The sequence below is a fragment of the Flavobacterium koreense genome (genome assembly GCF_054776075.1).
Window position 1 is genome coordinate 166,742 of sequence record NZ_BAAHCF010000008.1, and the last position, 22,464, is coordinate 189,205.

25 protein-coding genes are annotated in these 22,464 nt (G+C 31.5%); 9 read left to right on the plus strand and 16 right to left on the minus strand.

The window, feature by feature from the left end; genetic code table 11:
• Window positions 1–123: 123 nt before the first annotated feature.
• From ACYU7A_RS04305 to ACYU7A_RS04335, 7 genes are all read right to left on the minus strand, one after another.
• A complete protein-coding gene (locus tag ACYU7A_RS04305; protein WP_460574358.1) occupies window positions 124–354 on the minus strand; it encodes a ferredoxin in 231 nt (76 codons plus the stop codon).
• Window positions 354–1,595, minus strand: a complete 1,242-nt coding sequence (locus tag ACYU7A_RS04310; protein WP_460574360.1) for a peptidase U32 family protein — start codon at window positions 1,593–1,595, stop codon at window positions 354–356. The genes ACYU7A_RS04305 and ACYU7A_RS04310 overlap by 1 nt, the downstream gene beginning before the upstream one ends.
• Window positions 1,595–2,953: an oxygen-dependent tRNA uridine(34) hydroxylase TrhO gene (gene trhO, locus ACYU7A_RS04315; protein WP_460574362.1), complete on the minus strand. Its 1,359-nt coding sequence runs from the start codon at window positions 2,951–2,953 to the stop codon at window positions 1,595–1,597. The genes ACYU7A_RS04310 and trhO overlap by 1 nt, the downstream gene beginning before the upstream one ends.
• A 217-nt stretch (window positions 2,954–3,170) precedes the next feature.
• A complete protein-coding gene (locus ACYU7A_RS04320; protein ID WP_298117920.1) occupies window positions 3,171–3,581 on the minus strand; it encodes a BrxA/BrxB family bacilliredoxin in 411 nt (136 codons plus the stop codon).
• 123 nt (window positions 3,582–3,704) lie between these two features.
• A complete protein-coding gene (locus ACYU7A_RS04325) occupies window positions 3,705–4,502 on the minus strand; it encodes a tetratricopeptide repeat protein (RefSeq protein ID WP_460574364.1) in 798 nt (265 codons plus the stop codon).
• 33 nt (window positions 4,503–4,535) lie between these two features.
• Window positions 4,536–5,675, minus strand: a complete 1,140-nt coding sequence (locus ACYU7A_RS04330; protein ID WP_460574366.1) for a lycopene cyclase family protein — start codon at window positions 5,673–5,675, stop codon at window positions 4,536–4,538.
• Complete coding sequence (locus tag ACYU7A_RS04335) at window positions 5,676–6,419, minus strand: transporter (RefSeq protein ID WP_460574368.1); 744 nt, start codon at window positions 6,417–6,419, stop codon at window positions 5,676–5,678. It lies immediately after the preceding gene.
• A gap of 81 nt (window positions 6,420–6,500) precedes the next feature.
• On the opposite strand from ACYU7A_RS04335, the gene ACYU7A_RS04340 reads away from it, so the two are divergent.
• From ACYU7A_RS04340 to ACYU7A_RS04350, 3 genes are read left to right on the plus strand one after another with little or no spacing between them, the layout of a single operon-like run.
• On the plus strand, window positions 6,501–7,148 hold the full coding sequence (locus ACYU7A_RS04340) for a metal-dependent transcriptional regulator (RefSeq protein WP_460574371.1): 648 nt from the start codon (window positions 6,501–6,503) through the stop codon (window positions 7,146–7,148).
• Window position 7,149: 1 nt separating this feature from the next.
• A complete protein-coding gene (locus ACYU7A_RS04345) occupies window positions 7,150–7,968 on the plus strand; it encodes a ZIP family metal transporter (protein ID WP_460574373.1) in 819 nt (272 codons plus the stop codon).
• Between the two features lie 19 nt (window positions 7,969–7,987).
• On the plus strand, window positions 7,988–8,383 hold the full coding sequence (locus ACYU7A_RS04350) for a hypothetical protein (RefSeq protein ID WP_460574374.1): 396 nt from the start codon (window positions 7,988–7,990) through the stop codon (window positions 8,381–8,383).
• A 118-nt stretch (window positions 8,384–8,501) separates the two neighbouring features.
• On the opposite strand, the gene feoB is transcribed toward ACYU7A_RS04350, so the two are convergent.
• From feoB to ACYU7A_RS04365, 3 genes are all read right to left on the minus strand, one after another.
• Complete coding sequence (gene feoB, locus ACYU7A_RS04355; RefSeq protein ID WP_460574376.1) at window positions 8,502–10,607, minus strand: ferrous iron transport protein B; 2,106 nt, start codon at window positions 10,605–10,607, stop codon at window positions 8,502–8,504.
• Complete coding sequence (locus ACYU7A_RS04360; RefSeq protein WP_345091368.1) at window positions 10,607–10,843, minus strand: FeoA family protein; 237 nt, start codon at window positions 10,841–10,843, stop codon at window positions 10,607–10,609. Before ACYU7A_RS04360 ends, feoB begins: the two co-directional genes overlap by 1 nt.
• Before the next feature lie 127 nt (window positions 10,844–10,970).
• On the minus strand, window positions 10,971–11,666 hold the full coding sequence (locus ACYU7A_RS04365) for an SCO family protein (protein WP_460574379.1): 696 nt from the start codon (window positions 11,664–11,666) through the stop codon (window positions 10,971–10,973).
• A gap of 135 nt (window positions 11,667–11,801) precedes the next feature.
• Between ACYU7A_RS04365 and ACYU7A_RS04370 the strand changes: the two genes are divergently transcribed.
• Window positions 11,802–13,844, plus strand: a complete 2,043-nt coding sequence (locus ACYU7A_RS04370; protein WP_460574381.1) for a M13 family metallopeptidase — start codon at window positions 11,802–11,804, stop codon at window positions 13,842–13,844.
• Window positions 13,845–13,908: 64 nt separating this feature from the next.
• A complete protein-coding gene (locus ACYU7A_RS04375; RefSeq protein WP_460574383.1) occupies window positions 13,909–14,634 on the plus strand; it encodes a GLPGLI family protein in 726 nt (241 codons plus the stop codon).
• Here ACYU7A_RS04375 and ACYU7A_RS04380 read toward each other — a convergent pair.
• From ACYU7A_RS04380 to ACYU7A_RS04400, 5 genes are all read right to left on the minus strand, one after another.
• Complete coding sequence (locus tag ACYU7A_RS04380; protein WP_460574385.1) at window positions 14,624–14,866, minus strand: CBU_0592 family membrane protein; 243 nt, start codon at window positions 14,864–14,866, stop codon at window positions 14,624–14,626. The two genes, ACYU7A_RS04375 and ACYU7A_RS04380, sit on opposite strands and share 11 nt — an antisense overlap.
• Entirely contained in the window at window positions 14,863–15,672 is an 810-nt protein-coding gene (locus ACYU7A_RS04385) for an NAD(P)H-binding protein (RefSeq protein ID WP_460574387.1), read from the minus strand. The genes ACYU7A_RS04380 and ACYU7A_RS04385 overlap by 4 nt, the downstream gene beginning before the upstream one ends.
• Entirely contained in the window at window positions 15,672–16,787 is a 1,116-nt protein-coding gene (locus ACYU7A_RS04390; protein WP_460574389.1) for an agmatine deiminase family protein, read from the minus strand. Before ACYU7A_RS04390 ends, ACYU7A_RS04385 begins: the two co-directional genes overlap by 1 nt.
• A 7-nt stretch (window positions 16,788–16,794) precedes the next feature.
• Window positions 16,795–19,152, minus strand: coding sequence for a M20/M25/M40 family metallo-hydrolase (locus ACYU7A_RS04395; protein WP_460574391.1), 2,358 nt, complete (start codon window positions 19,150–19,152; stop codon window positions 16,795–16,797).
• Between the two features lie 79 nt (window positions 19,153–19,231).
• Entirely contained in the window at window positions 19,232–19,582 is a 351-nt protein-coding gene (locus tag ACYU7A_RS04400) for a hypothetical protein (protein WP_298308789.1), read from the minus strand.
• A gap of 396 nt (window positions 19,583–19,978) precedes the next feature.
• Between ACYU7A_RS04400 and ACYU7A_RS04405 the strand changes: the two genes are divergently transcribed.
• The 4 genes from ACYU7A_RS04405 (at window position 19,979) to ACYU7A_RS04420 (ending at window position 21,827) form a co-directional block, all read left to right on the plus strand.
• On the plus strand, window positions 19,979–20,302 hold the full coding sequence (locus tag ACYU7A_RS04405) for a single-stranded DNA-binding protein (RefSeq protein WP_344815910.1): 324 nt from the start codon (window positions 19,979–19,981) through the stop codon (window positions 20,300–20,302).
• A gap of 61 nt (window positions 20,303–20,363) precedes the next feature.
• Window positions 20,364–20,696, plus strand: a complete 333-nt coding sequence (locus tag ACYU7A_RS04410; RefSeq protein ID WP_298308794.1) for a single-stranded DNA-binding protein — start codon at window positions 20,364–20,366, stop codon at window positions 20,694–20,696.
• Between the two features lie 22 nt (window positions 20,697–20,718).
• Entirely contained in the window at window positions 20,719–21,147 is a 429-nt protein-coding gene (locus ACYU7A_RS04415; protein ID WP_460574395.1) for an HRDC domain-containing protein, read from the plus strand.
• A 221-nt stretch (window positions 21,148–21,368) separates the two neighbouring features.
• A complete protein-coding gene (locus ACYU7A_RS04420; protein WP_460574397.1) occupies window positions 21,369–21,827 on the plus strand; it encodes a hypothetical protein in 459 nt (152 codons plus the stop codon).
• Here ACYU7A_RS04420 and ACYU7A_RS04425 read toward each other — a convergent pair.
• Window positions 21,824–22,447 (minus strand): CatA-like O-acetyltransferase, encoded by a 624-nt coding sequence (locus ACYU7A_RS04425; protein WP_460574399.1) that lies wholly within the window; start codon window positions 22,445–22,447, stop codon window positions 21,824–21,826. The two genes, ACYU7A_RS04420 and ACYU7A_RS04425, sit on opposite strands and share 4 nt — an antisense overlap.
• Window positions 22,448–22,464: the final 17 nt, after the last annotated feature.

Below are 22,464 nucleotides of genomic sequence, written 5' to 3' on the forward strand. Positions count from 1 at the left end.
TAAAACGATTAATTGGTAAAGATAGTATTTTTATAAAATAAATTCCAATAAAAAAATCCCAAAAACTAAGGGTGAAATAATCCTTTAGAATTTGGAATTTAAACAGTTTGCAAACAATTGATTTTAAGTTTCTTTTACCGAAATTATATGAACAGGACAAGCTTTTTCAGCCAATTCACAGTATTCGACAATGGCGTGATCGGTTGATTTTAAAGTGTAAAATCCTTTGCTATTTGAAGATTTTATCAATACCGATTTTCCATCTTTTTTTGACATTTGAAATTGTGCAGGCGCCATTTCGACGCAATAATTGCAGCCAATACATTTATCTCTTTGTAGTGTTACAATGACCATTAGTTTTCTACAATTTTATACATTTTGTCGGATAAACGAATTCGGAACGGTACTTTCATTGTACAACTATCGCCTTTAGTAGCTTTTTCAGAATGGATGTCATTAACAAACATTTCTTCCAAAACCAGTTCTTGTGCACCAGTTGAAGGACCAGTAATTAAAATTTTATCTCCTTTTTTGATATCGTAAGCTTCAATTTTAAACTCCGCAATATTGGATTTTGCAAAATAATGTACTCCTTTTCCAACGTAAACCTTCTTTTGAGTAGCACTCGAACCAGGATTATCCGACCATTCGCCTAACTTTTGCCCTAAATAATAACCACTCCAAAAACCACGATTATAAACCGTTGATAACGATTCCATCCAAGTATTGATTTTTTCTTTTGTGAAAGTTCCTTCGTAATAAGAATCGATAGCATCACGATAAGTTTTTATAACCGTTGCCACATAATCTGCGGCGCGTCCACGACCTTCAATTTTTAGAACTTTTATTCCAGAATCGATTACTTGGTCAAGAAAATCTAAAGTGCATAAATCTTTTGGTGACATTAAATATTCGTTATCCACTTCAATTTCGAAACCGCTTTCTTGGTCAATTACTGTATATTTTTTACGACAATTTTGTTTGCAAGCACCACGATTTGCCGATGAATTATGCGAATGTAAACTCAAATAACATTTACCAGAAACCGCCATACATAAAGCACCATGTCCAAAGATTTCGATTTCTACTAAATTTCCGCTTGGACCTTTTACTTGTTCTTTTTCGATGTCATCAGTGATTTTTTTTACTTGACGCAAACTCAATTCTCTTGAAAGTACAATTGTGTCGGCAAACATCGCATAAAATTTAACCGTTTCAATATTAGTTACATTTAATTGAGTAGAAATATGTACTTCAATTCCGATGGTTCTTGCAGTCATTATCACTGCTTGGTCAGATGCGATTACAGCAGTAATTCCAGCTTCTTTAGCTTTGGTCAAAAGTGTTTTTACAATCGATAAATCGTGATCGTAAATAATTGTATTTAAAGTTAGATAAGTTCTAACGTTTTTCTCTTTACATCTACGAGCAATTTCTGGCAAATCATCTAAAACGAAATTTACTGTCGCTCTTGCACGCATGTTTAATTGTTCCACACCAAAATATATTGAATCGCAACCATTATCTAAAGCGGCTTGCATAGATTCGAAATTTCCTGCTGGAGCCATAAGTTCTATTTTTCCTGAAGTTGTCATTAGCTGATAATTTTAAATAATTTATCTGATAATCTTACTCTAAAAGGCACTTCGAAGGTTACTTTATCACCAATTTTTGCAACAGTATTTTCATTTCCGTTAACCAACATTTTTTCTAAAACTAATTCTTGATTTCCAGTTGTTGGACCCGAAATTAGAATTTTATCTCCGATGTTTAATTCGTTATTTTCAATGATAAAAAGTCCAACTTGAGCTTTTACATAGTAATGTTGAACATTACCAAGAAGTACTTTTTTAATTTTTATTTTCTGACGAATGTCTCTAGTTTTTTCGGCAACAGCCAAAGATTTATCAGACAAATCACCTGAATGTTTGAATTTCAGATTTTCAGATTTCCCTTTTCTAAAAACTTTATTTCCAACTTGTTTTCCTCTTCTTAATTTTACTTGTTCTACTAAAGGCAAATGAATGGTATCTAAACATTCTTTTGAACAACAGTTTTCCATTGCAGCTTTACAATCATCACATTGAATGAATAATAAATGACAACCATCATTTTCACAATTGGTGTGATTGTCGCACGGTTTTCCACATTGATGGCATTGCGAAACGATATCGTCGGTAATTCTTTCTCCTAATCTATGGTCAAAAACAAAATTCTTTCCAATGAATTTACTTTCGATGTTTTCTTCCTTTATTTGCTTGGCATAATTAATAATTCCGCCTTCCAATTGGAATACGTTTTTAAAACCTTGGTGTTTAAAATAGGCTGATGCTTTTTCGCAACGAATTCCTCCAGTGCAATACATCACCAAATTTTTATCTTCTTTAAAGTCTTTTAATTGCTCGTTGATAATCGGCAAACTTTCTCTAAAAGTCTCCACATCAGGAGTAATCGCACCTTTAAAATGACCGATTTCACTTTCGTAATGATTTCTAAAATCAACAACAATAGTATTTGGATCTTCTAATATTTGGTTGAATTCTTTTGCTTTTAAATGAACTCCAATATTGGTTACATCAAAAGTTTCATCGTTCAAACCGTCGGCTACTATTTTGTCTCGAACTTTTACAGTCAATTTCAAAAACGAATGATCATCGTGTTCTACGGCAACATTCAAACGAATGCCACGCATGAATTCATAAGCTTCTAAAGTTTCTCTAAATGCTTCAAAGTTTTCTGCTGGAACACTCATTTGAGCATTTATTCCTTCTTTGGCTACATAAGTTCGACCAAGAGCATCGAGTTTGTTCCATTCGATAAATAAATCGTCGCGAAATTTTTTGGGATCTTCAATTTTGGCATACGCATAGAAAGATAATGTAAGACGTTGTTTTCCGGCTTCATCAATTAATTGAGCTCTTTCTTCTGCGCTTAAGGTGTTATACAGTTGCATGCTATAAACGTTTAAGTGAGAAATATGTTTTGAATTCTAAATGGAAGAATTCGGATGCAAAGTTAATTTTTTACCGCAAAGCCGCAAAGTTTTTTCGCAAAGTTCACTAAGAATTATAAAAAATTACCGCAAATTCGCAAATTTTTATCTTTTTTGAAGAAAGTAATTTGTGAATTTGCGGTAAAAATCTTAGTGACTTAGTGTCTTTGTGGCAAGCTTAACAGAATTCTGCGTAAGCGTCTTTTAAGTTTTCAGCAATCATTTCAGCTGGACGACCTTCAATGTGGTGACGTTCTAACATATGTACTAATTCACCATTTTTGAACAAAGCCATACTCGGTGATGATGGAGGAAACGGAAACATTTCTTCTCTTGCAGCATCAACAGCTTCTTTGTCAACTCCAGCAAATACGGTTACTAAATGATCTGGTTTTTTTGCTCCGTCCAAACTCATTTTTGCTCCTGGACGAGCGTTTCTTGCAGCACAACCACAAACAGAGTTAACAACTACTAATGTTGTTCCTTCTGTTTTAATTGCATTTTTTACTTCTTCTGCACTGTATAAATCTTGAAAACCTGCTTCAGAAAGTTCTGCTCGCATTGGTTTTACCATTTCTTCTGGATACATATTTTTTAATTTTTAAGTATTAGATATAAAATTTTAGATTTTGAAAATCTTCTGCAAAGATAAATAGAATTCTAATTTTTAGAATCAATCAAATCATAAACATTTGTTATCGTTTGATAGATGTTATTGTTTGTCCCATTTTTTCTGATAAGGATACGTTTCATAAATGGTGTTATCTTCATTCAATTTGTAACCAATTTTATAATCTGCTTCTGATTCTTTCAATAGTGTTTTTGCTTCTTCTATTTTTTCATTTCTAATTAAACATATTGCTTTATAAAATTTTACATCTGAAAAATTAGGATATACTTTCAGAGCTTTATCAAAAACAGCAATGGCTTCGTCAAATTTTTTTAATTCAAATTTTGCAATTCCCAAATAAAAATAAGCCGTTGGATGTTCTAATTTATCTCGGTCTCTATAAATTTCATCTACATAGTTTTGAAGAATTTTTTCTGCTTTTTCAAATTCATTTAATTGTAAATAGGAAATAGCAATATAAAAATCATACGTATGATCCATAACATAACCATTACCAAATTTTTTCTTACAATCTTCTAAATCTTCAATGGCATCTTTATAAGATTTTGAGAAAATGCATTTCATAAAACCTCGATAAGGTTGCCATCGTTCTGCATTATATTTTACGGCTTTGTCAAGAAATGGCATTCCAATTTCATATTTTCTTGCTTTAAAATAAGGCATTGCTTTTTCTTGCCATAAGTAGGCAATTGTACTGTCTTTTGCTAATCCATTATCCAAACAATTTTGCCAATCTGACATTCTTGTATTGTAATTGTATCGTTGCGCACAATTGGTTAGAAATTCTTCAATAATTTTTTCCTGCGCTGCATTTTTACCTTCTTGAGCAAATGAAATTGAAAATGAAAAGAGAGTAACTAGTAAAATGATTTTCTTCATCTTTATAAATTTTGATAAAGATAGAAAAGATGATTATTTAAAAATCCTCATTAACAACGCGTTAACAAACAAACCTTTTGGACATTTCCAAATGACTTGTAAATCTTCCCAAAACGTAGTTTCTTCGTCTAGAAATTTGAAAATTAAAGTCGGATTTCCTTTTTTGAAAAGCGATGAAAACACTTTTGAACCTAGCTCATTATTTTTAAACAAAACATCTAAAAATAATAAGTCATAGAACCAAAATTTATCCATTTTATGAAATTTTCTAAAATCGGTTTCTTTGGATAAAAACTGAATTAATGCTTTCGATTTTTTGGTGGTATTTTTAAATGTATAACCCGTACTTGCTTTTGTCCATCCGCCAACCGAACCAATATTTATGATGTTTTTGGTGTTGTGTTTCCAAAATTTATAACTCGTCATCGGAATATTTCCTTGTTCTTTTTCGATGATTTTGTAATCTTTAATTCCTAACTTTTGAATGTACTTTTGAATTTCGTTTTCGTATTCTTCTTTAGAAAGTAAGTCTTTAGAAAACAAAGTATATTCTAATAAAGCTTCGGTTGAAGACGTTGGAAGAACATACATAAATCGTGTATTTCCTCTTTGTTCAACAGAAAAATCCATGAAAGTCGCTTTGTTTTTATCAAATACTTCTTCTTTCGATTTGATAAACCAACCAATAAAATGCTGTTGTAATAAGGGATATTTCTTTTGACTTTTTACAAGAGATGGATTGTAAATCGAATTGAAAATTTTATTACAAGTATAATTTTGATTTTCTGTTTTTACGATGCAATGATTTCCTAATTCTTCAAAATCGATTACTTTTTGATTTACAAAATGTATATTATCTTGTTTAGAAATTAAATCGAAAACCAAATTGTAAAAATCCAATCCGCGAACCATTTTATATTGATACGGATTCAAATCTAAATTTCGTCGGAAGTTTTCATCAGCAAAAAGTGCAACATCCCATTTTTTGGATACAATTTCATCAAATTGGGTAGAATTGTTCCAAAAACACCAAGTTCTATCATTAGACTTTTTTGGATTTTCATCCAATAATAAAATAGTTTTATCTTTAAATTTTCCAGACAAAATCATTTCATAAACGGTCATTAAAGCCGATAATCCTGAACCTGTGAAAATGTAATGGTAGTGTTGCATTTATATTCGAAATGAAAAACCAAAAGCAAAATAGTTTTTGGGAGCATTTTTTGAAATTCCAATGCCTGATGACAAATCTAACATAAAATTATGGTTTATCAAATAAGTAATTCCGCCATCTATACTGTGATTTGACTTTTCTTTTTGTGGTATAAAACCAAAAATTTCAATATAACTGCCCAATTTATCTGAAATAGAATATCCAATTGCATTGGTGTAAATAAAAGTTGGCTCAGCAGAAAACCCATCCCATTCTGTACCAAGATTATAACTAAATGATATTTTTTCTGATAAAGTATGTTGCATCACAAATCGAAATTCAGGTGCAAAAAACTCTGTTTTAAATTCTTTCGAAGCTGCATTTGGTAACGAAATATGTCCTACAAAAGAAGTTTTTGGAATGATTCCATTTTCATCGGCCAATTTTACTTTGAAACCAACGTAAACCGGTGTAAATCCTTTGAGTTTTTTGTTATTAATTTCTTCGGATAAAAATTCGGTTATTAATCGTAATTCAAAATTATCATTTACACCATATTTCCAAAGAGTTGAAGGCAAACCTAATGATTTACTAAGAGCATCATTTTTCTGAAAAGTAAATCCGGTTTCTACTTGAAACATTCCTTTTGGTACGAGTGCAGGAGTTTCCGTTTGATCGGGTCTATCCGCTTGAATTGGTTCTGTCGTTTGAGAATAAATTGAAGTTGAGATGAGTAGAAATAACAACAAAATTTTGTTTTTCATAAATTAATTTTTAGACAAAACTAAAAAATATTTTAAAACAAATTGAAAATAGTATTATATTTGTCAAAATATTGATTCAAAATGACTATTTCTGAAGAAAATTATATTAAAGTAATTTACCATTTATCATTAGTTTCTCCGAAAGGAGTTAACACTAATGCAATTGCAGGAATGTTAGATACAAAAGCCTCGTCGGTAACTGATATGTTGAAGAAATTATCTGAAAAAGAGTTGGTTTCCTATCAAAAATACCAAGGTGTTACTTTGACTGATAAAGGTTTTTATTCTGCCAAAATGATTGTAAGAAAGCATCGTTTGTGGGAAGTTTTTTTGGTAGATAAACTTAATTTTTCTTGGGATGAAGTTCACGAAATCGCAGAAGAATTAGAACATATAAAATCAGAAAATTTGATTAATAAATTGGATGCTTTTTTAGATTTTCCATTGTTTGACCCGCATGGAGATCCAATTCCAAATGCTGATGGAGAGATTAAAAAAATAAACAAATTATTATTATCTGAAACTGAATTAAACAAAGAATATCAATGTGTTGGTGTTAAAGATTCTTCGTCAGAATTTTTACAGTATTTAGATAAGCAAAAAATTGCATTAGGTTCAAAAATCACTGTTAAAGAGAAAGAAAGTTTTGATGATACTTTACTAGTTCAGATTGATTCAAGACAATTAACGATATCAAATAAAATTGCTAATAATTTATATGTAAAATAATATGTTTCAAACAATTTTAGATTATTTCGAGAGTATTGACCCGATTTTAGCAGCTTTGTATGCCACATTATTTACTTGGTTTCTAACTGCATTTGGAGCCTCATTTGTGTTCTTTTTTAAGAATATGAATCGAGTAGTTCTCGATGGAATGCTTGGTTTTACTGGAGGCGTTATGATAGCGGCAAGTTTTTGGAGTTTGCTTGCACCTGCAATTGAAATGAGTAAAGGTGAAGGATTTGTAAAAGTAATTCCAGCTGCAGTTGGATTTGGATTGGGTGCACTTTTTATTTTTGGATTAGATAAACTACTTCCACATTTACACATTAATTTTCAAGAAACTGAAGGTGTAAAATCACCTTGGCAACGAACTACCTTGTTAGTTTTAGCAATTACTTTGCACAACATTCCTGAAGGTTTAGCCGTTGGAGTTTTATTTGGCGGAGTTGCCGCCGGAATTCCTGAAGCATCAATTGCTGGAGCAGTAACTTTAGCCATTGGAATTGGAATTCAAAATTTTCCTGAAGGAATTGCTGTTTCAATGCCGTTACGCAGAATGGGAATGAGCCGTTGGAAAAGTTTCATGTATGGACAATCATCTGCTTTAGTAGAACCAGTTGCAGGGGTTTTAGGAGCCGTTGCAGTTACTTTTTTTACACCGCTTTTGCCATATGCATTAGCATTTGCAGCTGGAGCGATGATATTTGTAGTGGTTGAAGAAGTAATTCCAGAAACACAACAGGATAAGAATACAGATATTGCTACTTTAGGATTAATTGGCGGATTTATTGTAATGATGACTTTGGATGTTGCCTTAGGATAAAATATGATATATTTGAACTATGAAAAAAATAGTATTACTTTCATTTTTACTTTTCAGTTTTTCTCTCTTTTCACAGAAAATAGAGAAAATAACACCAAAAAAATGCATTCCAAAAAAAGGATATTATTTAAAATTGAAAAGTGTTTTTGACGATTCTCGTTGTCCAGAAGGTGTGACTTGTGTATGGGCTGGAGAAGTTTCGGTAATAATTGAAGTTTACAAAGACAAACAATTGATTGAAGAAAAAAGATTGACACTGAACTCAAAAAATAAAGAGGAAAATATAAAATGGTTGGTGAACTATTTACCTGAAAGTTCTAGAAATATAAAATGGATTACCGTTTTACCATACCCAAAAGAAGGAATTGTTGTAAAACCTAAAAAGCAATTTATATCTATTACTTATAATGATTAACTGCATCCACAATCATCATTCCCACAATTTTTCTTAGGCTTTTTTTTACCAAAAAACTTTTGATACAAAAAAAGTAGAGCAATAGCCAAAGCAATATAAGTTAGAATTTCTTGTACCATTACTTCAAAAATTGATAAGCAATTAAAGCAGTTACATAAGCAAATCCACTCATGAAAACCAATTGAATTATTGGCCATTTCCAAGAGTTAGTTTCTTTTTTTACAATAGCTAAAGTACTCACACATTGCATTGCAAAAGCATAAAAAAGGAGTAATGAAATTCCTGTAGCAAAGTTGAAAATTTTTGTTCCATCAGGATTAATTTCGGCTTCCATTCTGTTTTTTATGGTTGCTTCTTCATCGCTATGACTTCCTACACTGTATATAGTTGCAAGCGTTCCAACGAAGACCTCACGTGCGGCAAAAGAACTTACTACAGCAATCCCAATTTTCCAATCGTATCCTAATGGTTTTATTACAGGCTCAATAGATTTACCAATGTATCCAATATAGGAATGTTCCAATTTATATTCGGAAATTCTATCAGGAATTACAGATGGATTTATTGGTGTCGGACTTGAGTAAACTTCTTGTTCTACTATTTTTTGAGCATTTTTAAAATCTTTATCTGGTCCATGCGAACCCAAAAACCACAAAATAATTGATAAGGCTAAAATGATTTTTCCAGCTCCAAAAACAAATGCTTTAGTTTTTTCTAAAACATTTATGGCTACGTTCTTAAATAAAGGAATTTTATAACTAGGCATTTCAACCACAAAGTAAGATTTGGAACTTATTTTCAGAATTTTATTTAAAATATAGGCTGAAAAAATGGCTACAACAAATCCCAAAAGATACAAAACCATTAAAGTTAAACCTTGTAAACTTATGAATCCTAAAACGCGTTCTTCAGGAATTATTAAAGCTATAAGAATAGCATAAACAGGCAATCTTGCTGAACAAGTTATGAAAGGTGTAACTAAAATTGTGATTAATCTTTCTTTCCAATTTTCAATATTTCTTGCACCCATAATGGCAGGAATGGCACAAGCGGTTCCTGAAATTAATGGTACAACACTTTTTCCAGAAAGTCCATATCGACGCATTAATTTATCCATTAAAAAAACTACACGACTCATGTAACCACTTTCTTCTAAAACAGAAATAAACAGAAATAAAAATGCAATTTGTGGAATAAATATTAAGATTCCGCCAATTCCTGGAATTATTCCTTCGCTTATTAAATCTGTAAATTCACCTGCTGGAAGATGGGTTTTTGCATAAGAAGCCAAATTGGCAAATGTGCTATCAATAAAATCCATTGGAATACTTGACCAATCAAAGATGGATTGAAAGATTCCAAACAAGATAAAGAAGAAGATTAGGTAACCAAAAATTTTGTGAGTTAAAACTCTATCTAATTTATTTCTAATATCAGATGCTTTAGTATTGTCAATGGTTTGACCAATTTTTAAAGTATCATTGATGAATTGATAGCGTTTTATGGTTTCTTTTTGTTGCAATCGTCTTAAATCGGCATGCGATTTTGTAAACGAACTTTTCATTTCGTTTCGCTCTAAATTTAGGAAATTTACATCTTGAGTAATGACCAACCAAAGTTTGTAAACTAATTGATTGGGGAAGGCTTTTCTTAATTTGTCAAAATATTCAACATCAATACTTGAAGCATTTAAGCAAGGCTCGGTTGAAAGTGATTTATAATTAAGAATTAAATCTTTGATTTTATCAATACCCAAATTTTTTCTAGAACTAACAAGAGCAATTTTAGTTTTTAATTCTTGTTCTAAATGAGGAATATCTAATTCAATTCCTTTTAATTTCATTCGATCACTCATGTTGATAACCAAAATCGTTGGAATTTCTAAATCTTTTATTTGAGTAAAAAGAAGTAAGTTTCGTTTCAAATTTTCAACTTCAGTAACTACCACAACTACATTTGGAAAATTTTCATCTTTTTTGTTCATCAGCAATTCAATCACGACATTTTCATCGATTGAGCTTGCATTTAAACTATAGGTTCCAGGCAAATCAAGAATTGTTGCTTTAACATTTTCAGATAATTTACATGAGCCAATCTTTTTTTCAACAGTAATTCCAGGATAGTTTCCAACTTGTTGGTGCAAGCCAGTTAGCTGATTAAAAACAGATGTTTTACCAGTGTTTGGATTACCAATTAGCGCTACTTTAATATTTTCTTGTGCCATTAATTTTTAGATTCAATGACCACATTAATTTCTTTTGCAGTTTCCAATCTAATAGCCACATGAGAGTCATTGACATTAAAATAAAGCGGACAACCAAAAGGCGCAATTTGAATTAACTCAACGGTATTGCCAGGAAGACAGCCCATTTCTAGGAGTTTCAATGGAATTTCATCGATATTAAAATCGGATATAATTCCTTTTTGACCAATTTTAAGATGAGCAATTGTGGTTTCCAAAGCTTTATTTAGATTGAATTAAAATACAAAAATAAGAATTTGAAACTTAAAAAACATGATTATTGTCAAGTTTAAGATTTTATTTAACCTTGTTTACGATATAATTATGAGTTAAGTTTCAATTTAACTACTTTTCTTCATCACAAAGTATGGAGATGTCTTCCAAAAGTTGTTTTACATTTTTAATTCCGGGCTCTGTTGGTCCGTCAAGATTGGTTCCGTCATAAAATCCGCGCACTCTTCTTTTTGAATCGACCAACACAAAATTTTCTGTATGAACCATATCATACATTTCCTCTGGCTTACCAGTTTTTACTGCTAAATACGATTTTCTTGCAATATAATAGATGTCTTTTTTATTTCCTGTAACTAAGTTCCATTTGCTATCAATCACACCTTTTTCTAAAGCATATTTTTTCAAAACAGGAACACTATCAATATCTGGTGTAACCGAATGTGACAAGAGCATCACTTTAGGATTATTTTTAATTTGATTTTGTAACCAAACCATATTATTGGTCATTTTTGGGCAAATTGTTGGACAAGTTGTAAAGAAAAAATCAGCCACATAAATCTTTCCTTCATAATCTTTTTGGGTAACAACTTTGCCGTTTTGATTGGTAAATTTAAAATCAGCAATTTCGTGATCTATGGCAACATATTGTATCGTAGAATCAACTAATTCAGGATTTACATCACTTGGGTTGAATATAGGAAGTTTAGGTTTTGGTTTTAAAACTGAGTAAAAAGCACTAATGGTAACAATCGAAAAAATGACAAAAAAACCAATGAATATTCTATATTGTTTTAATTTGGAAAGCATATGTTTTTTTTGCAAAATTACGAAACAACTTTTGTTTACACAGATTATCGTTAATTATTGTACTTGTGATTAAGTGATTTTTAACATTTGATTAATGAAAAAATGAATAGATTTGTAGAAACAATCAAATTAAAAATGAAAAATACAATTAAATATGGTTTTGTTGTAGCAAGTTTGTTTGCTCTAAATCAAATTAATGCACAACAAAAAAATCCAGGAATCAATCTTGATTTAATGGATAAGTCAGTAAAACCAGGAGATGATTTTTTTAGATATGTAAATGGAACATGGTTTGATAAAACAGAAATCCCAGCCGATAGAACACGTTGGGGAAGCTTTGATGAATTACGTCAAAATACAGATAAAGATGCTTTGGCAATTTTAAAAGATGCTGCGTCAAAAAAGTTAGATCCAAAATCAGATCAAGCAAAAGCGGTTAATGTTTATAAAACTTATATGGATACTATTTCAAGAAATAAACTTGGAATAAAACCAATAAAATCAACTTTAGCTAAAATTGATGCCGTAAAATCTATTGCCGATTTAAATAAGTTAATTATTGAAATGCAACCCCAAGGTGGATTAGGTTTTTATGGAATTGGAGTTGGTCCAGATGCAAAAAACAGCAACAGAAATGTTGTAAATATTGGACTTGGAAGTTTAGGTTTGCCTGATAGAGATTACTATGTTTCTGAAGATGCTGATTCTAAAGAAAAACGAGAAAAATATGTTGCTCACGTAGCAAGAATGCTTCAACTTATAGGTGATAAACCAGAAGTTGCTTTAGCTAATGCTAAAAAAGTTCTAGCTATTGAAACTGCTATGGCAACGCCAAGATTAGACAGAGTAGAAAGAAGAGATAGAAGAAAGACTTACAATCCAATGTCGGTTGCTGATTTACAAAAATTAACGCCATCGGTAAATTGGGATAGCTATATTAAAGGTGTTGGAATTTCAAAATTGGATTCAGTTATTGTATCGCAACCAAAATACATGACGGCTCTTGAAACTATTTTTAAAGAAAATAAAATTGACGAATGGAAAGCCTATTTACGTTGGTCATTACTAAATAAATCTTCAGATGTTTTAACTACCGATTTAGAAAAGGCAAATTGGGATTTTTACAGTAAAGCACTACAAGGAGCAAAAGCACAACGTCCAAGAGAAGAAAGAGCTTTGCAAGTTGTAAACGGAACCGTTGGTGAGGCATTAGGGAAACTGTATGTTGAACAAAAATTTCCAGCTGAAGCTAAAGAAAAAGCAAGAAAAATGATAGATAATATCTTTTTAGCTTTTGAAAATAGAATCAATAATTTACCATGGATGACTCCTGAAACTAGAAAAGGAGCAATCAATAAATTGAGAAAATCGGTTGTTAAAATTGGTTATCCAGACAAATGGAAAGATTATTCTAAATTAGAAATTAAGAGTATTGAAGAAGGCGGAAACTACTATGATAACATGAAAAGTTTATCTAAATGGGGTTTTCAAAATAATATCGATGATTTGCAAAAACCAGTAGACAAAACTCGTTGGGGAATGTCACCACAAACTGTAAATGCATATTATAATGCATCTTACAATGAAATTGTTTTTCCAGCAGCCATTTTGCAACCACCGTTTTATGATTACAAAGCTGATGAAGCTGTAAATTATGGCGGAATTGGAGCGGTAATTGGTCACGAAATTTCTCATGGATTTGATGATTCAGGTTCAAGATACAATGCTGATGGAAACCTTGTAAATTGGTGGACAGAAGATGATTTAAAACAATTTACAGGACTTGGTGGTGCATTGGCAGCTCAATACAGTGCATTAGAACCATTGCCTGGAACATTTGTTGATGGCAAATTTACTCTTGGTGAAAACATTGGTGATTTGGGTGGAATTAACGCTGCTTATGATGGATTACAAATACATTTAAAACAAAATGGAAATCCTGGATTAATTGATGGTTACACACCAGAGCAACGTTTGTTTATTTCTTGGGCAACTATTTGGAGAAGTAAAATGCGTGATGAAGCCATTAAAAATCAAGTAAAAACGGATCCGCATTCTCCAGGACAATATCGTGCTTATGTTCCTTTAGTAAATGTTGATGAATTTTATAAAGCATTCGATATTAAAGAAACAGATAAATTATATGTTAAGCCAGAGAATCGAGTTAAGATTTGGTAAAATAAAATCATTAAAAGGCACAAGAAATTGTGCCTTTTATCGTTTTAACATAAAGATTTTTAAAATGAAAAAAATAGTAGTATTGGTTTTATTGTTCGGCTTTTTTGGGTTTTCTCAAGAAAAAATGGAGTTTGTTTACAAAGTTACAAGTTCAGAATCTATGTATGATCCGACAGATGAAAATTCGAAGTCAATTAAAGAATATCTTCTTAAAATGGAACAACAATTAGAAGATTTAACTTATTCATTAAGAATTAAGGGAAAGGAATCTTTATGGTTTTTACATGATAAGATGTCCTTTTCTGAAGCTCACATGGGAAAAGCTTTGGGTGGCGACAGTAATTATTTTTTTGATGGTTTAACTAATAACTATATTGAGCAAAAGATATTTTTGGATAATTATTTTATCGTCAATAAAAAACAAAAAGACTTTAAATGGGAATTATCAAACGAAACCAAAGAAATATTAGGTTACACTTGTTATAAAGCAGTTTCAACAGAGGTTAAAACAATTAAAGGTAAAGACAAAACATTTTATACCATTGCTTGGTATGCACCAGCATTAAAATATCAAATCGGACCAAAAGATTTTGGCGGATTAGATGGATTAATTTTAGAGTTAACCGATAAAAAAAGAAAATACTATTGTACTGAAATTCTTTCTCCAGAAAAAATGCCAATGTTTATTCTAGAGAAGCCAACAAAAGGAAAAGTGGTTACAGAAGAAGAGTTTTTAATTGAAATGAATAGATTGGCAGAGGAAAGAGGGTTTCCTACAACTAAGTATTAGATTTACAACTTTTAATCAAGCCAACCACACTAACCAAAGCCCATGTTCCTTCTAGAATTACGAAAGGAATATAATTAATAAGATAAGATGCAAAACAAGCAATACTTGCACCAATAATATTAAGTAAATAAAATAACTTTCCATTGTTTGGAATCAATGAAAACATATTTAAAAAATAGGCAATAAGAATTATTCCAACACCAATAGTTCCTATTAAATCGTTTGAATTCATAAAGTTTTCTTTTTAAATTCATAATTCAAAACCGATGTAACTTTATCACTCAAAATCGTTTTCCCAATAGAAGTTTTACTTTCGTCAAATTCAGGTAAAGGCAAATTTAGTTCGATTGCTTTATGAGTGTAATATTCTTTTCGAATTGGATGATAAGGTGTTATAGCATTATAAGTTTCTTGCCAAGAATTGGTTTCATAAATCGCCTCAATAATTCCAATGCAATCTACTTGATGAATTAGGTTTATTGGACCTTCCGGATTTTCGATATTTTTTCTTCCTGCCAAAAATTTTATTGGATGTCTGTCTTCACCAATCAATCCGCCAAAACGTACAATTGTAGATTGAAAATTTTTATTGCTTTGCAAAAGTTGTTCGGCTTCTAGCAATTGCCTTCCGCTTTCGGTATCAGGATTTGGAATTGTTTCTTCTGAAACATTACGCAAATCTGAAGTATCTTCATAAACCGAGGTCGAACTCACAAAAAGCACTTTTTCAACCGATGATTTTTCTATGAATGGAATTATATTTTGGATTTTAGCAACGAAATTTTCTGAGGAGTTTCCTCTCAATTTTGGAGGAATATCTATAATTAGAACATTTGAATTTGATAAAAATAAATCTAGATTTCCTTCAATTCTATCTTCAAATAAATTAATCTGAAAAGCTGAAATCCCGGCTTTTTCCAAAACGGCAATTTTCGCTACAGAAGTTGTAGAACCATTTACTGAAAATCCATTTTCTAACAATGATTTTGCTAATGGAAATCCCAACCAACCACAACCTAAAATACTAATTTGAGACATTAATTTACAGGTTGCTGTTGTGTTACACAATGAATCATTCCGCCATTTGCATATAAATTTCTAACATCAATACCAACAACTGTTCGTGTAGGATATAAATTTTGAATTAATTGGTTGGCAACAGCATCATTTGCATCGTTATAATTTGGAACCAAAACTTTATTATTAGCAATATAATAATTGACATACGAGCCTTTATAACCAAGATTAATTCCGGTTGCAGTAATAACATTATTTTGCGTTAGCGGTAAATTTACAAAGGTATAAGCAACTCCATTTTTATTTTTCGCAGCCAATAATTTATTAATATCGGCTTGAGTTACATCCCATTCTAATAAACTTGCATTGCTCATGGTTACAATTGTGGTAGCGTTTCCAAAACGAGCAAAACCATCAATATGCATGTCAGTAATTTCTAATCCCGCAACGCCATCAAGCCAAATTACATTAGTAACTCCAAGATAAGTTTTAAAAATCGCTTCTGCATCTGCTTGTGTCAATCCAGGATTTCTATTTGTGTTCAAAATAGCACTTTTTGTAGCCAATAAAGTTCCGTTTCCGTCAATTTCGACTGCGCCACCTTCATTTACCATTTCGTTGTTTAAGTTTACAACCGTTTTGTTCTGGTCAGTTCCAATTTTTGCCGGAATCAAATCACATTTTTCAAAGTCAGCTTTTTCACCCCAACCATTAAAACCCCAATCTTCAATTACTAAATTTCCGTTTTTATCGCGAACATAAATTGGTCCGTTATCTCTAACCCAAACATCATCAGTTTGATAAATTTTAAAATCTACATTAGTCAAAGAAACACTTGAAGCGGTCAATAAAGCAATAATTCTATTTTTTTCAGTTTCATTGTACGCAATTATATGAACTTTTTCGCTTGTAACTAATGCTTGCGTCATGGCAACCCAAGTTGGATCGATTTCATTTCGATAAGTTAAACCATATTGATAATGATGTGGCCATTGCAACCAAGTTCCTTCATGAGGCTCAGATTCTTCGGGCATTGTGTATAAAATTTCATCCGAAGTAGTATCGTTTTCATTAGTGTCTTGACATGAAATCATAGTGATTAAAAGTATCAGGTTTAGAAAAATCATTTTGCTCATAATTTTTTTATTTAATTGTATCTTTTATTATTGTTTTTGGAGGTAAATATCCAACCATAATTTCAAGTTTTTCACTCGCTTTCACTTTTCCTTTCACAATTACAGCATCCGTTAAAACAAATGGCGTCGGAATCATCCAATCACGTCTTTTCGCCATACTAAATATTGGATTGGTCATCAAATCGAAAGAACTTTCTACAAAATTCATATCCAATTTATCACTTGTAGAAATCGAAAATTCTAATTCCAAAGGTAGATTATCCACCACATAATAACTCAAAATCTTATTGCTTATTTTGCCCGAAATTTTACTTTCTAAGTCAATCGATTTTACTCCATTGGCTCTCAGATTGTTGATTTTTGTATTAGAAAAAATATCATATCGGTTTACTTTTCTATTTGGCGAAAGCTTAATTTTCAAATAACGTTTCGTTCCAATTACAGAATCTTTCAGGAATTCAATCGTTGGTTTTGCAATATTTTTTAAAGGTGCATCACTCATAAAAATAAATTCTGAACCATATTTGCTATACAATTTATTAGTATTTAATGATTTGGCATCTTTCGGATTTTCACCCAAATAGCCTTTGGTCCATTCGTCTAAATTAGTGTCGTAAGTTGCCCAATTCGCTTTGTTGGAATCAGCATTTAAAACATAAACCAAACTGTTAGGTTTCGCTTTTCCATAAACATAACCACTCGATTGATGTGCTTTTATAAAGAAACCAATGGCTAATAAAAAGAACAAAGTTGCCCAGAGTTTCTTTTGTGTAAACGAACCAAAAATTGGTAATAGTAAAACAAAACTCAAAACCGTTAAAATCGAACTTCCAACCAATATTTTCAATCCCAAACCAATAGGAAACATTTGAATAAATGGCGCCAAGATTACCAAAGTTGGAACTGCTAAAATCAGATTTAAAACCGAATTTGTTTTTTGAGTAATCACATAATATCCCAACATAAATGTGCTAGAAATTACTGGAATTATTAAAAATCCTGCGCCTTGGAGTTTCATGAAAAATCCAATATTTAATAGTAACCAAATAAATAATGGAGCAATCATCTGATTCATTTCCAAATATTTTTTAGCCGTTTTTCCGTAAAATAAAAAGCAAATTGCTAACGTCAAACACACAAATCCATAGATGTAATCGTGACCATTATAAGTAAATCCGTGAAGAATATCGTTGTATTGTGGATAAATGGCAAGCAAAATTCGCCATCCCAAAAAAGTAATTCCACCACCAATAATTAACGAACCTAATAGCGGAATAAATCCTTTTATAATCTCGTCTAAACGTAAAAGTTGTTTTCCTAAACCTATAAAAATGAAGATTAAAAAAAGTCCGAAAGCAATAATCAACATCGGCAAAATCCATTCAAAAGGATAACTCACAAATGAAAACGGAATAGAAAAATAAACTTTATCGTTTTTGGAATTTAAGTTCGTCAAATCAGCATTAGAGAAATGGTTCAACAACGGAACCAAATACGTTCCTTGATGCGCCAATGTTTTTGGATCTAAATGTTCGTATTTATCTTGCGAAGTATGATAATCAAAATGATCGTCAATAAAGGCAAAATTAAAACCTTGAATTTTACCACTTTCTCTAAAAACAGTTAAATCAGTATCATTCGGCAACATTTTATAAATGCTATACATCAACGAATTCGAAACCGGATAGCGTAATTTCCCATCAGAAAAACCATCAACCATTTTGGCATTTCCTTCGTTGGTTTCCATCAACATATAACTTGGTCCGCCACTTCCACGAGCTTCAAAATTTAACACTAAACCAACTTCTTTTGCCCATTGGTGTTGCGTTACAAAAAGCGCTGCGCCATTTAATCCTAATTCCTCAGCATCCGAAAATAAAATGATGATGTCGTTTTTATGTTTTGTTTTTGTGTGTAAAAAAGCACGAACACTTTCAAGAATAGTTGCTACACCAGAAGCATCATCACTTGCGCCGTGAGAATAAGAATGTGGCGCTGAATCATAATGAGAAAGCAGCAACAATGCTTTTGTATTAGAAGTGCCTTTTATCCTTGCCAATACATTTTTAGATTTTACCAAAGTGCCCTTTTCAGTCATCGTAAAACCTTCTTGAAGTGACGTTTGCAAACCTAAATTTTGCAATTCTTTGACCAAATATTGCGCAACAACTTCATGATTTTGCGAACCCACATAATGTGGCTTGGTTGTCATTTCTTTCACTTTTGCCAAAGCACGTTTGGTTGAAAATTCCGAAAGTGGCGCTTCAGTTGTGTCATAACTTTGAGGCATCATAAAATAAAAAATGCCAAACAATAGCGCCACAAGCACTAACATTATATATAGAGAAGAGTAGTTTTTTTTCATTTATACTGAACTTGTTTCTGTATCTTTTTTAGATACTTTATTATTTTTATAACTTCAATAATTTCGTACTTCGTACTTTCTAATATTCCTTCTTCACCAACATATAAAAATCATTTTCCAGAAAACGATAACCTTGATCGTACACAAAGTAATACGTATTTCCTGTATTGGTGTTTAAAATATTCGTAAAATAATCAAAGTCAAATCCTTTACTCAGTAATTTGGTCTTTGTAATTTTTGATTTTCCTTCCGTATTAGCTTCACTTAAGATGCGGTAATTTTTGCGCAATTTGTTGTTTACATTGCGCATGTAATTGTTGCTGTCTTTGTTAATTTTGTTGTTGTACGCATTTCGGCAACCATCGCTACAGAACTTTTTGTCCTCGCGACCAACAATTTTTTCGTTACATTCTAAACAGTTTTTACTCATAGTTTTAAATGTTTTTAGGAGCGAATGGCTCGGGCATTCTTGGTTTCCTTATTCCTGCTTTTCGTTCTACTTCGTGCCACTACAATCAGGGCTAGATTGGTTTTGTCTTTTGTATTTCTTCTAATTTTTTAAAAATATACATAAAACAATTTGCTATCCTCAATTCTTTAAAAATCAGTCAAATATAATAAAAAATTTCCGTTTACAAACGTTTACAAATATTTACAACCGATTTTAAATGGTAATCAACCGAATAAAGTTTGCAAGCCGCCACAACTTTGCATCGTCGAAATGAAACAACAATTGCAAAAATCAATTTCAATAGCAATTTCAATAGCAATTTTAAATAAGACAACAAATAACATAAAATAATAACAATTTAAATTTTTACACGCCATGAGAAACAAAGTACAATTAATCGGACATGTAGGTCAAGAACCAGAAATCAAAACATTTGAAGGAGGAAAAAAAGTAGCCAATCTTACTATCGCTACTAATGAAGTTTATTACAAAGAAAACGGTGATAAAGTTGAAAACACCGAATGGCACCGAGTAAGCGCTTGGGGAAAAACAGCCGACATTATCGAAAAGTATGTAACTAAAGGAAAAGAAATCGCCATTGAAGGTAAACTTACTCACAGAAGTTATGATGACAAAGACGGAAACAAGCGCTACATCACAGAAGTAATGGTAAACGAGCTTGTTTTAATGAGCAAATAATTTACAATTTCAAATCTAGAATAATTTTCAAATAACAAAAACAATTAAAAATTTACACGCCATGAATGCAATTAAAAACAAAGTACAATTAATCGGACACGTAGGACAAGAACCAGAAATCAAAACGTTTGATGGAGGAAAGAAAGTAGCTAATATTACTATTGCTACCAATGAGAGTTACACTAATAATAAAGGTGAGAAAGTTGAGAACACAGAATGGCATCGAATTACCGCTTGGGGAAAAGTAGCTGACATTATTGAGAAATATGTTATCAAAGGTAAAGAAATCGCTATAGAGGGAAAACTAACGCACAGAAGTTATGACGACAAAGAAGGAAACAAGCGTTATATCACCGAAATTGTTGCCAACGAGTTATTGCTTTTAGGTAAATAGTCTAACGTAAAAAAGTGTCACGATGAACATCAAAGTATTTAATATTCGCTTAGATAAAGAAAATTGCCAGCAAGATCAATCTCGTATGAATGCGTTTCTAGATTCGGTAGAGGTGAAGCTTACTTCAACCAATTTTGTAACCACAGGAACAACAGATTTTTGGTCGGCAGTAGTTTTCTATGAATTGAAAAAAAGTGATTCAAAACTTACAGAAGTTATAGAACTTAATGAACAAGAGAACGAAATCTTCACTGCCTTGAAACAATGGCGCAATGATTTAGCTCAAAAATTAGGTTGGTCGTCTTTTAGAATTTGTCATAATTCACATTTGATTTCTATTGTAAAATCGAAACCACAAAATTTAGACGAACTTAAAACAGTGAAAGGTTTTGGAGAATCGAGAACCTTAAATTACGGAGATGATATCTTATCGGTATTGAATGCTTTTTAAGAGAATTAATTGAACTTTAAATAAAGCGACGGAAGTAAAATTCTGTCGCTTTTTTTTATTTATGTAGAAGCAATGCTACGAAAACAAAGAAGTTTTTAACACGAAAACGTTTTCGGGAAAGATTAAATTAACAACTGTTGATTTTTTTAATATCTTTATTTAGAATACAATAAATAATTAACTTTAAAAAGATGTTCCACTTTAAACAAATCCTTTTTTTAATGGTGTTTGGCTGCTTTTTTCAAAGCGGATTTTCTCAAGTTGGAATTAATACATCAACTCCAATGAGTACATTGGATATTAATGGAAACTTGACCATTAAAGAAGTAGGTATTGTCAATTCTAATGTTGCAGGTTCTGCAGTTTTTACTGGAGGTTCTCCATCGAATAGGAGATTGATAAATGATGGTGTTTACATCTCTCTAACACCAGTTGCAACATCAGGAACTAACGGACCCGATTTTATTTTGCCAAATGCAGTTGATGTTCCAGGAAGGATTTATATTTTAAGAAATATTTCAAATTCTCAAACTGCTTACTTGTTTTCGACAGCTCCAAGTGATCTCTATGCAAAGGATTCTAGTGGACCAACTGCCCAACCAATTAATATGCCTCCAAATGCACTTTTCAAAACATTAATTGTGATAAGTGATGGAGAAAATTGGACTTATATTTTCTAACGATTCATCAATTCTTGAAATAGCTTTACAAATTCTCCAACATGAAATCCATCCATCAATCCGTGATGCACGTGGATGGACATTGACATTGTTTTCTTACCATTTTCGTCCATCATTTTTCCAAAAGATATTTTCGGACAACTGTCGGGCCAAGTATAACTTCTTGCATGTGAAAAAGAAGTAAAATTAATCCAAGGCAATGCAGAAAAATGAATTAGATTTTCAGAATATTCTCTAGTAAAAAGTCCTGTTGTTGATTGAATTCTTGTGATTTCTTTTTTTGTATTTTCTGCAAATTGGTTTAAGTCTTTGGAATATTCTATTTGTGAAAATCCAAAGGTTTTGTCTTCTCTTAAAATGGTTGAAGAAACATCAATTCTATCAAAAATATAAACTTCATTGTCAATTATTCTGTAACGAAAAGGTTCGATAGAATTAACAGTAACTAGCGTTTTATGCAAGTAATAAGTAAAAAATGAAACTCCCATTTCTTTTGCTTTTTCATAAGCTTTGGTGCAATCAACTGTAATTGTAACACCAAAAAAAGGTTCTTCCATTTGTTTGAAAAACAGAAAATGTTCTTTACGATTCCAGGTTTCTAAGTTGAGTTTTTGTTTCATAAAAAAATAATTTACCG

What these genes read in the sequence shown, in the direction of transcription:
- ACYU7A_RS04305 (WP_460574358.1), bottom strand. Translation starts at nt 354, where the DNA reads ATGGTCATTGTAACACTACAAAGAGATAAATGTATTGGCTGCAATTAT.
- ACYU7A_RS04310 (WP_460574360.1), bottom strand. Translation starts at nt 1,595, where the DNA reads ATGACAACTTCAGGAAAAATAGAACTTATGGCTCCAGCAGGAAATTTC.
- trhO (WP_460574362.1), bottom strand. Translation starts at nt 2,953, where the DNA reads ATGCAACTGTATAACACCTTAAGCGCAGAAGAAAGAGCTCAATTAATT.
- ACYU7A_RS04320 (WP_298117920.1), bottom strand. Translation starts at nt 3,581, where the DNA reads ATGTATCCAGAAGAAATGGTAAAACCAATGCGAGCAGAACTTTCTGAA.
- ACYU7A_RS04325 (WP_460574364.1), bottom strand. Translation starts at nt 4,502, where the DNA reads ATGAAGAAAATCATTTTACTAGTTACTCTCTTTTCATTTTCAATTTCA.
- ACYU7A_RS04330 (WP_460574366.1), bottom strand. Translation starts at nt 5,675, where the DNA reads ATGCAACACTACCATTACATTTTCACAGGTTCAGGATTATCGGCTTTA.
- ACYU7A_RS04335 (WP_460574368.1), bottom strand. Translation starts at nt 6,419, where the DNA reads ATGAAAAACAAAATTTTGTTGTTATTTCTACTCATCTCAACTTCAATT.
- ACYU7A_RS04340 (WP_460574371.1), top strand. Translation starts at nt 6,501, where the DNA reads ATGACTATTTCTGAAGAAAATTATATTAAAGTAATTTACCATTTATCA.
- ACYU7A_RS04345 (WP_460574373.1), top strand. Translation starts at nt 7,150, where the DNA reads ATGTTTCAAACAATTTTAGATTATTTCGAGAGTATTGACCCGATTTTA.
- ACYU7A_RS04350 (WP_460574374.1), top strand. Translation starts at nt 7,988, where the DNA reads ATGAAAAAAATAGTATTACTTTCATTTTTACTTTTCAGTTTTTCTCTC.
- feoB (WP_460574376.1), bottom strand. Translation starts at nt 10,607, where the DNA reads ATGGCACAAGAAAATATTAAAGTAGCGCTAATTGGTAATCCAAACACT.
- ACYU7A_RS04365 (WP_460574379.1), bottom strand. Translation starts at nt 11,666, where the DNA reads ATGCTTTCCAAATTAAAACAATATAGAATATTCATTGGTTTTTTTGTC.
- ACYU7A_RS04370 (WP_460574381.1), top strand. Translation starts at nt 11,802, where the DNA reads ATGAAAAATACAATTAAATATGGTTTTGTTGTAGCAAGTTTGTTTGCT.
- ACYU7A_RS04375 (WP_460574383.1), top strand. Translation starts at nt 13,909, where the DNA reads ATGAAAAAAATAGTAGTATTGGTTTTATTGTTCGGCTTTTTTGGGTTT.
- ACYU7A_RS04380 (WP_460574385.1), bottom strand. Translation starts at nt 14,866, where the DNA reads ATGAATTCAAACGATTTAATAGGAACTATTGGTGTTGGAATAATTCTT.
- ACYU7A_RS04385 (WP_460574387.1), bottom strand. Translation starts at nt 15,672, where the DNA reads ATGTCTCAAATTAGTATTTTAGGTTGTGGTTGGTTGGGATTTCCATTA.
- ACYU7A_RS04390 (WP_460574389.1), bottom strand. Translation starts at nt 16,787, where the DNA reads ATGAGCAAAATGATTTTTCTAAACCTGATACTTTTAATCACTATGATT.
- ACYU7A_RS04395 (WP_460574391.1), bottom strand. Translation starts at nt 19,152, where the DNA reads ATGAAAAAAAACTACTCTTCTCTATATATAATGTTAGTGCTTGTGGCG.
- ACYU7A_RS04400 (WP_298308789.1), bottom strand. Translation starts at nt 19,582, where the DNA reads ATGAGTAAAAACTGTTTAGAATGTAACGAAAAAATTGTTGGTCGCGAG.
- ACYU7A_RS04405 (WP_344815910.1), top strand. Translation starts at nt 19,979, where the DNA reads ATGAGAAACAAAGTACAATTAATCGGACATGTAGGTCAAGAACCAGAA.
- ACYU7A_RS04410 (WP_298308794.1), top strand. Translation starts at nt 20,364, where the DNA reads ATGAATGCAATTAAAAACAAAGTACAATTAATCGGACACGTAGGACAA.
- ACYU7A_RS04415 (WP_460574395.1), top strand. Translation starts at nt 20,719, where the DNA reads ATGAACATCAAAGTATTTAATATTCGCTTAGATAAAGAAAATTGCCAG.
- ACYU7A_RS04420 (WP_460574397.1), top strand. Translation starts at nt 21,369, where the DNA reads ATGGTGTTTGGCTGCTTTTTTCAAAGCGGATTTTCTCAAGTTGGAATT.
- ACYU7A_RS04425 (WP_460574399.1), bottom strand. Translation starts at nt 22,447, where the DNA reads ATGAAACAAAAACTCAACTTAGAAACCTGGAATCGTAAAGAACATTTT.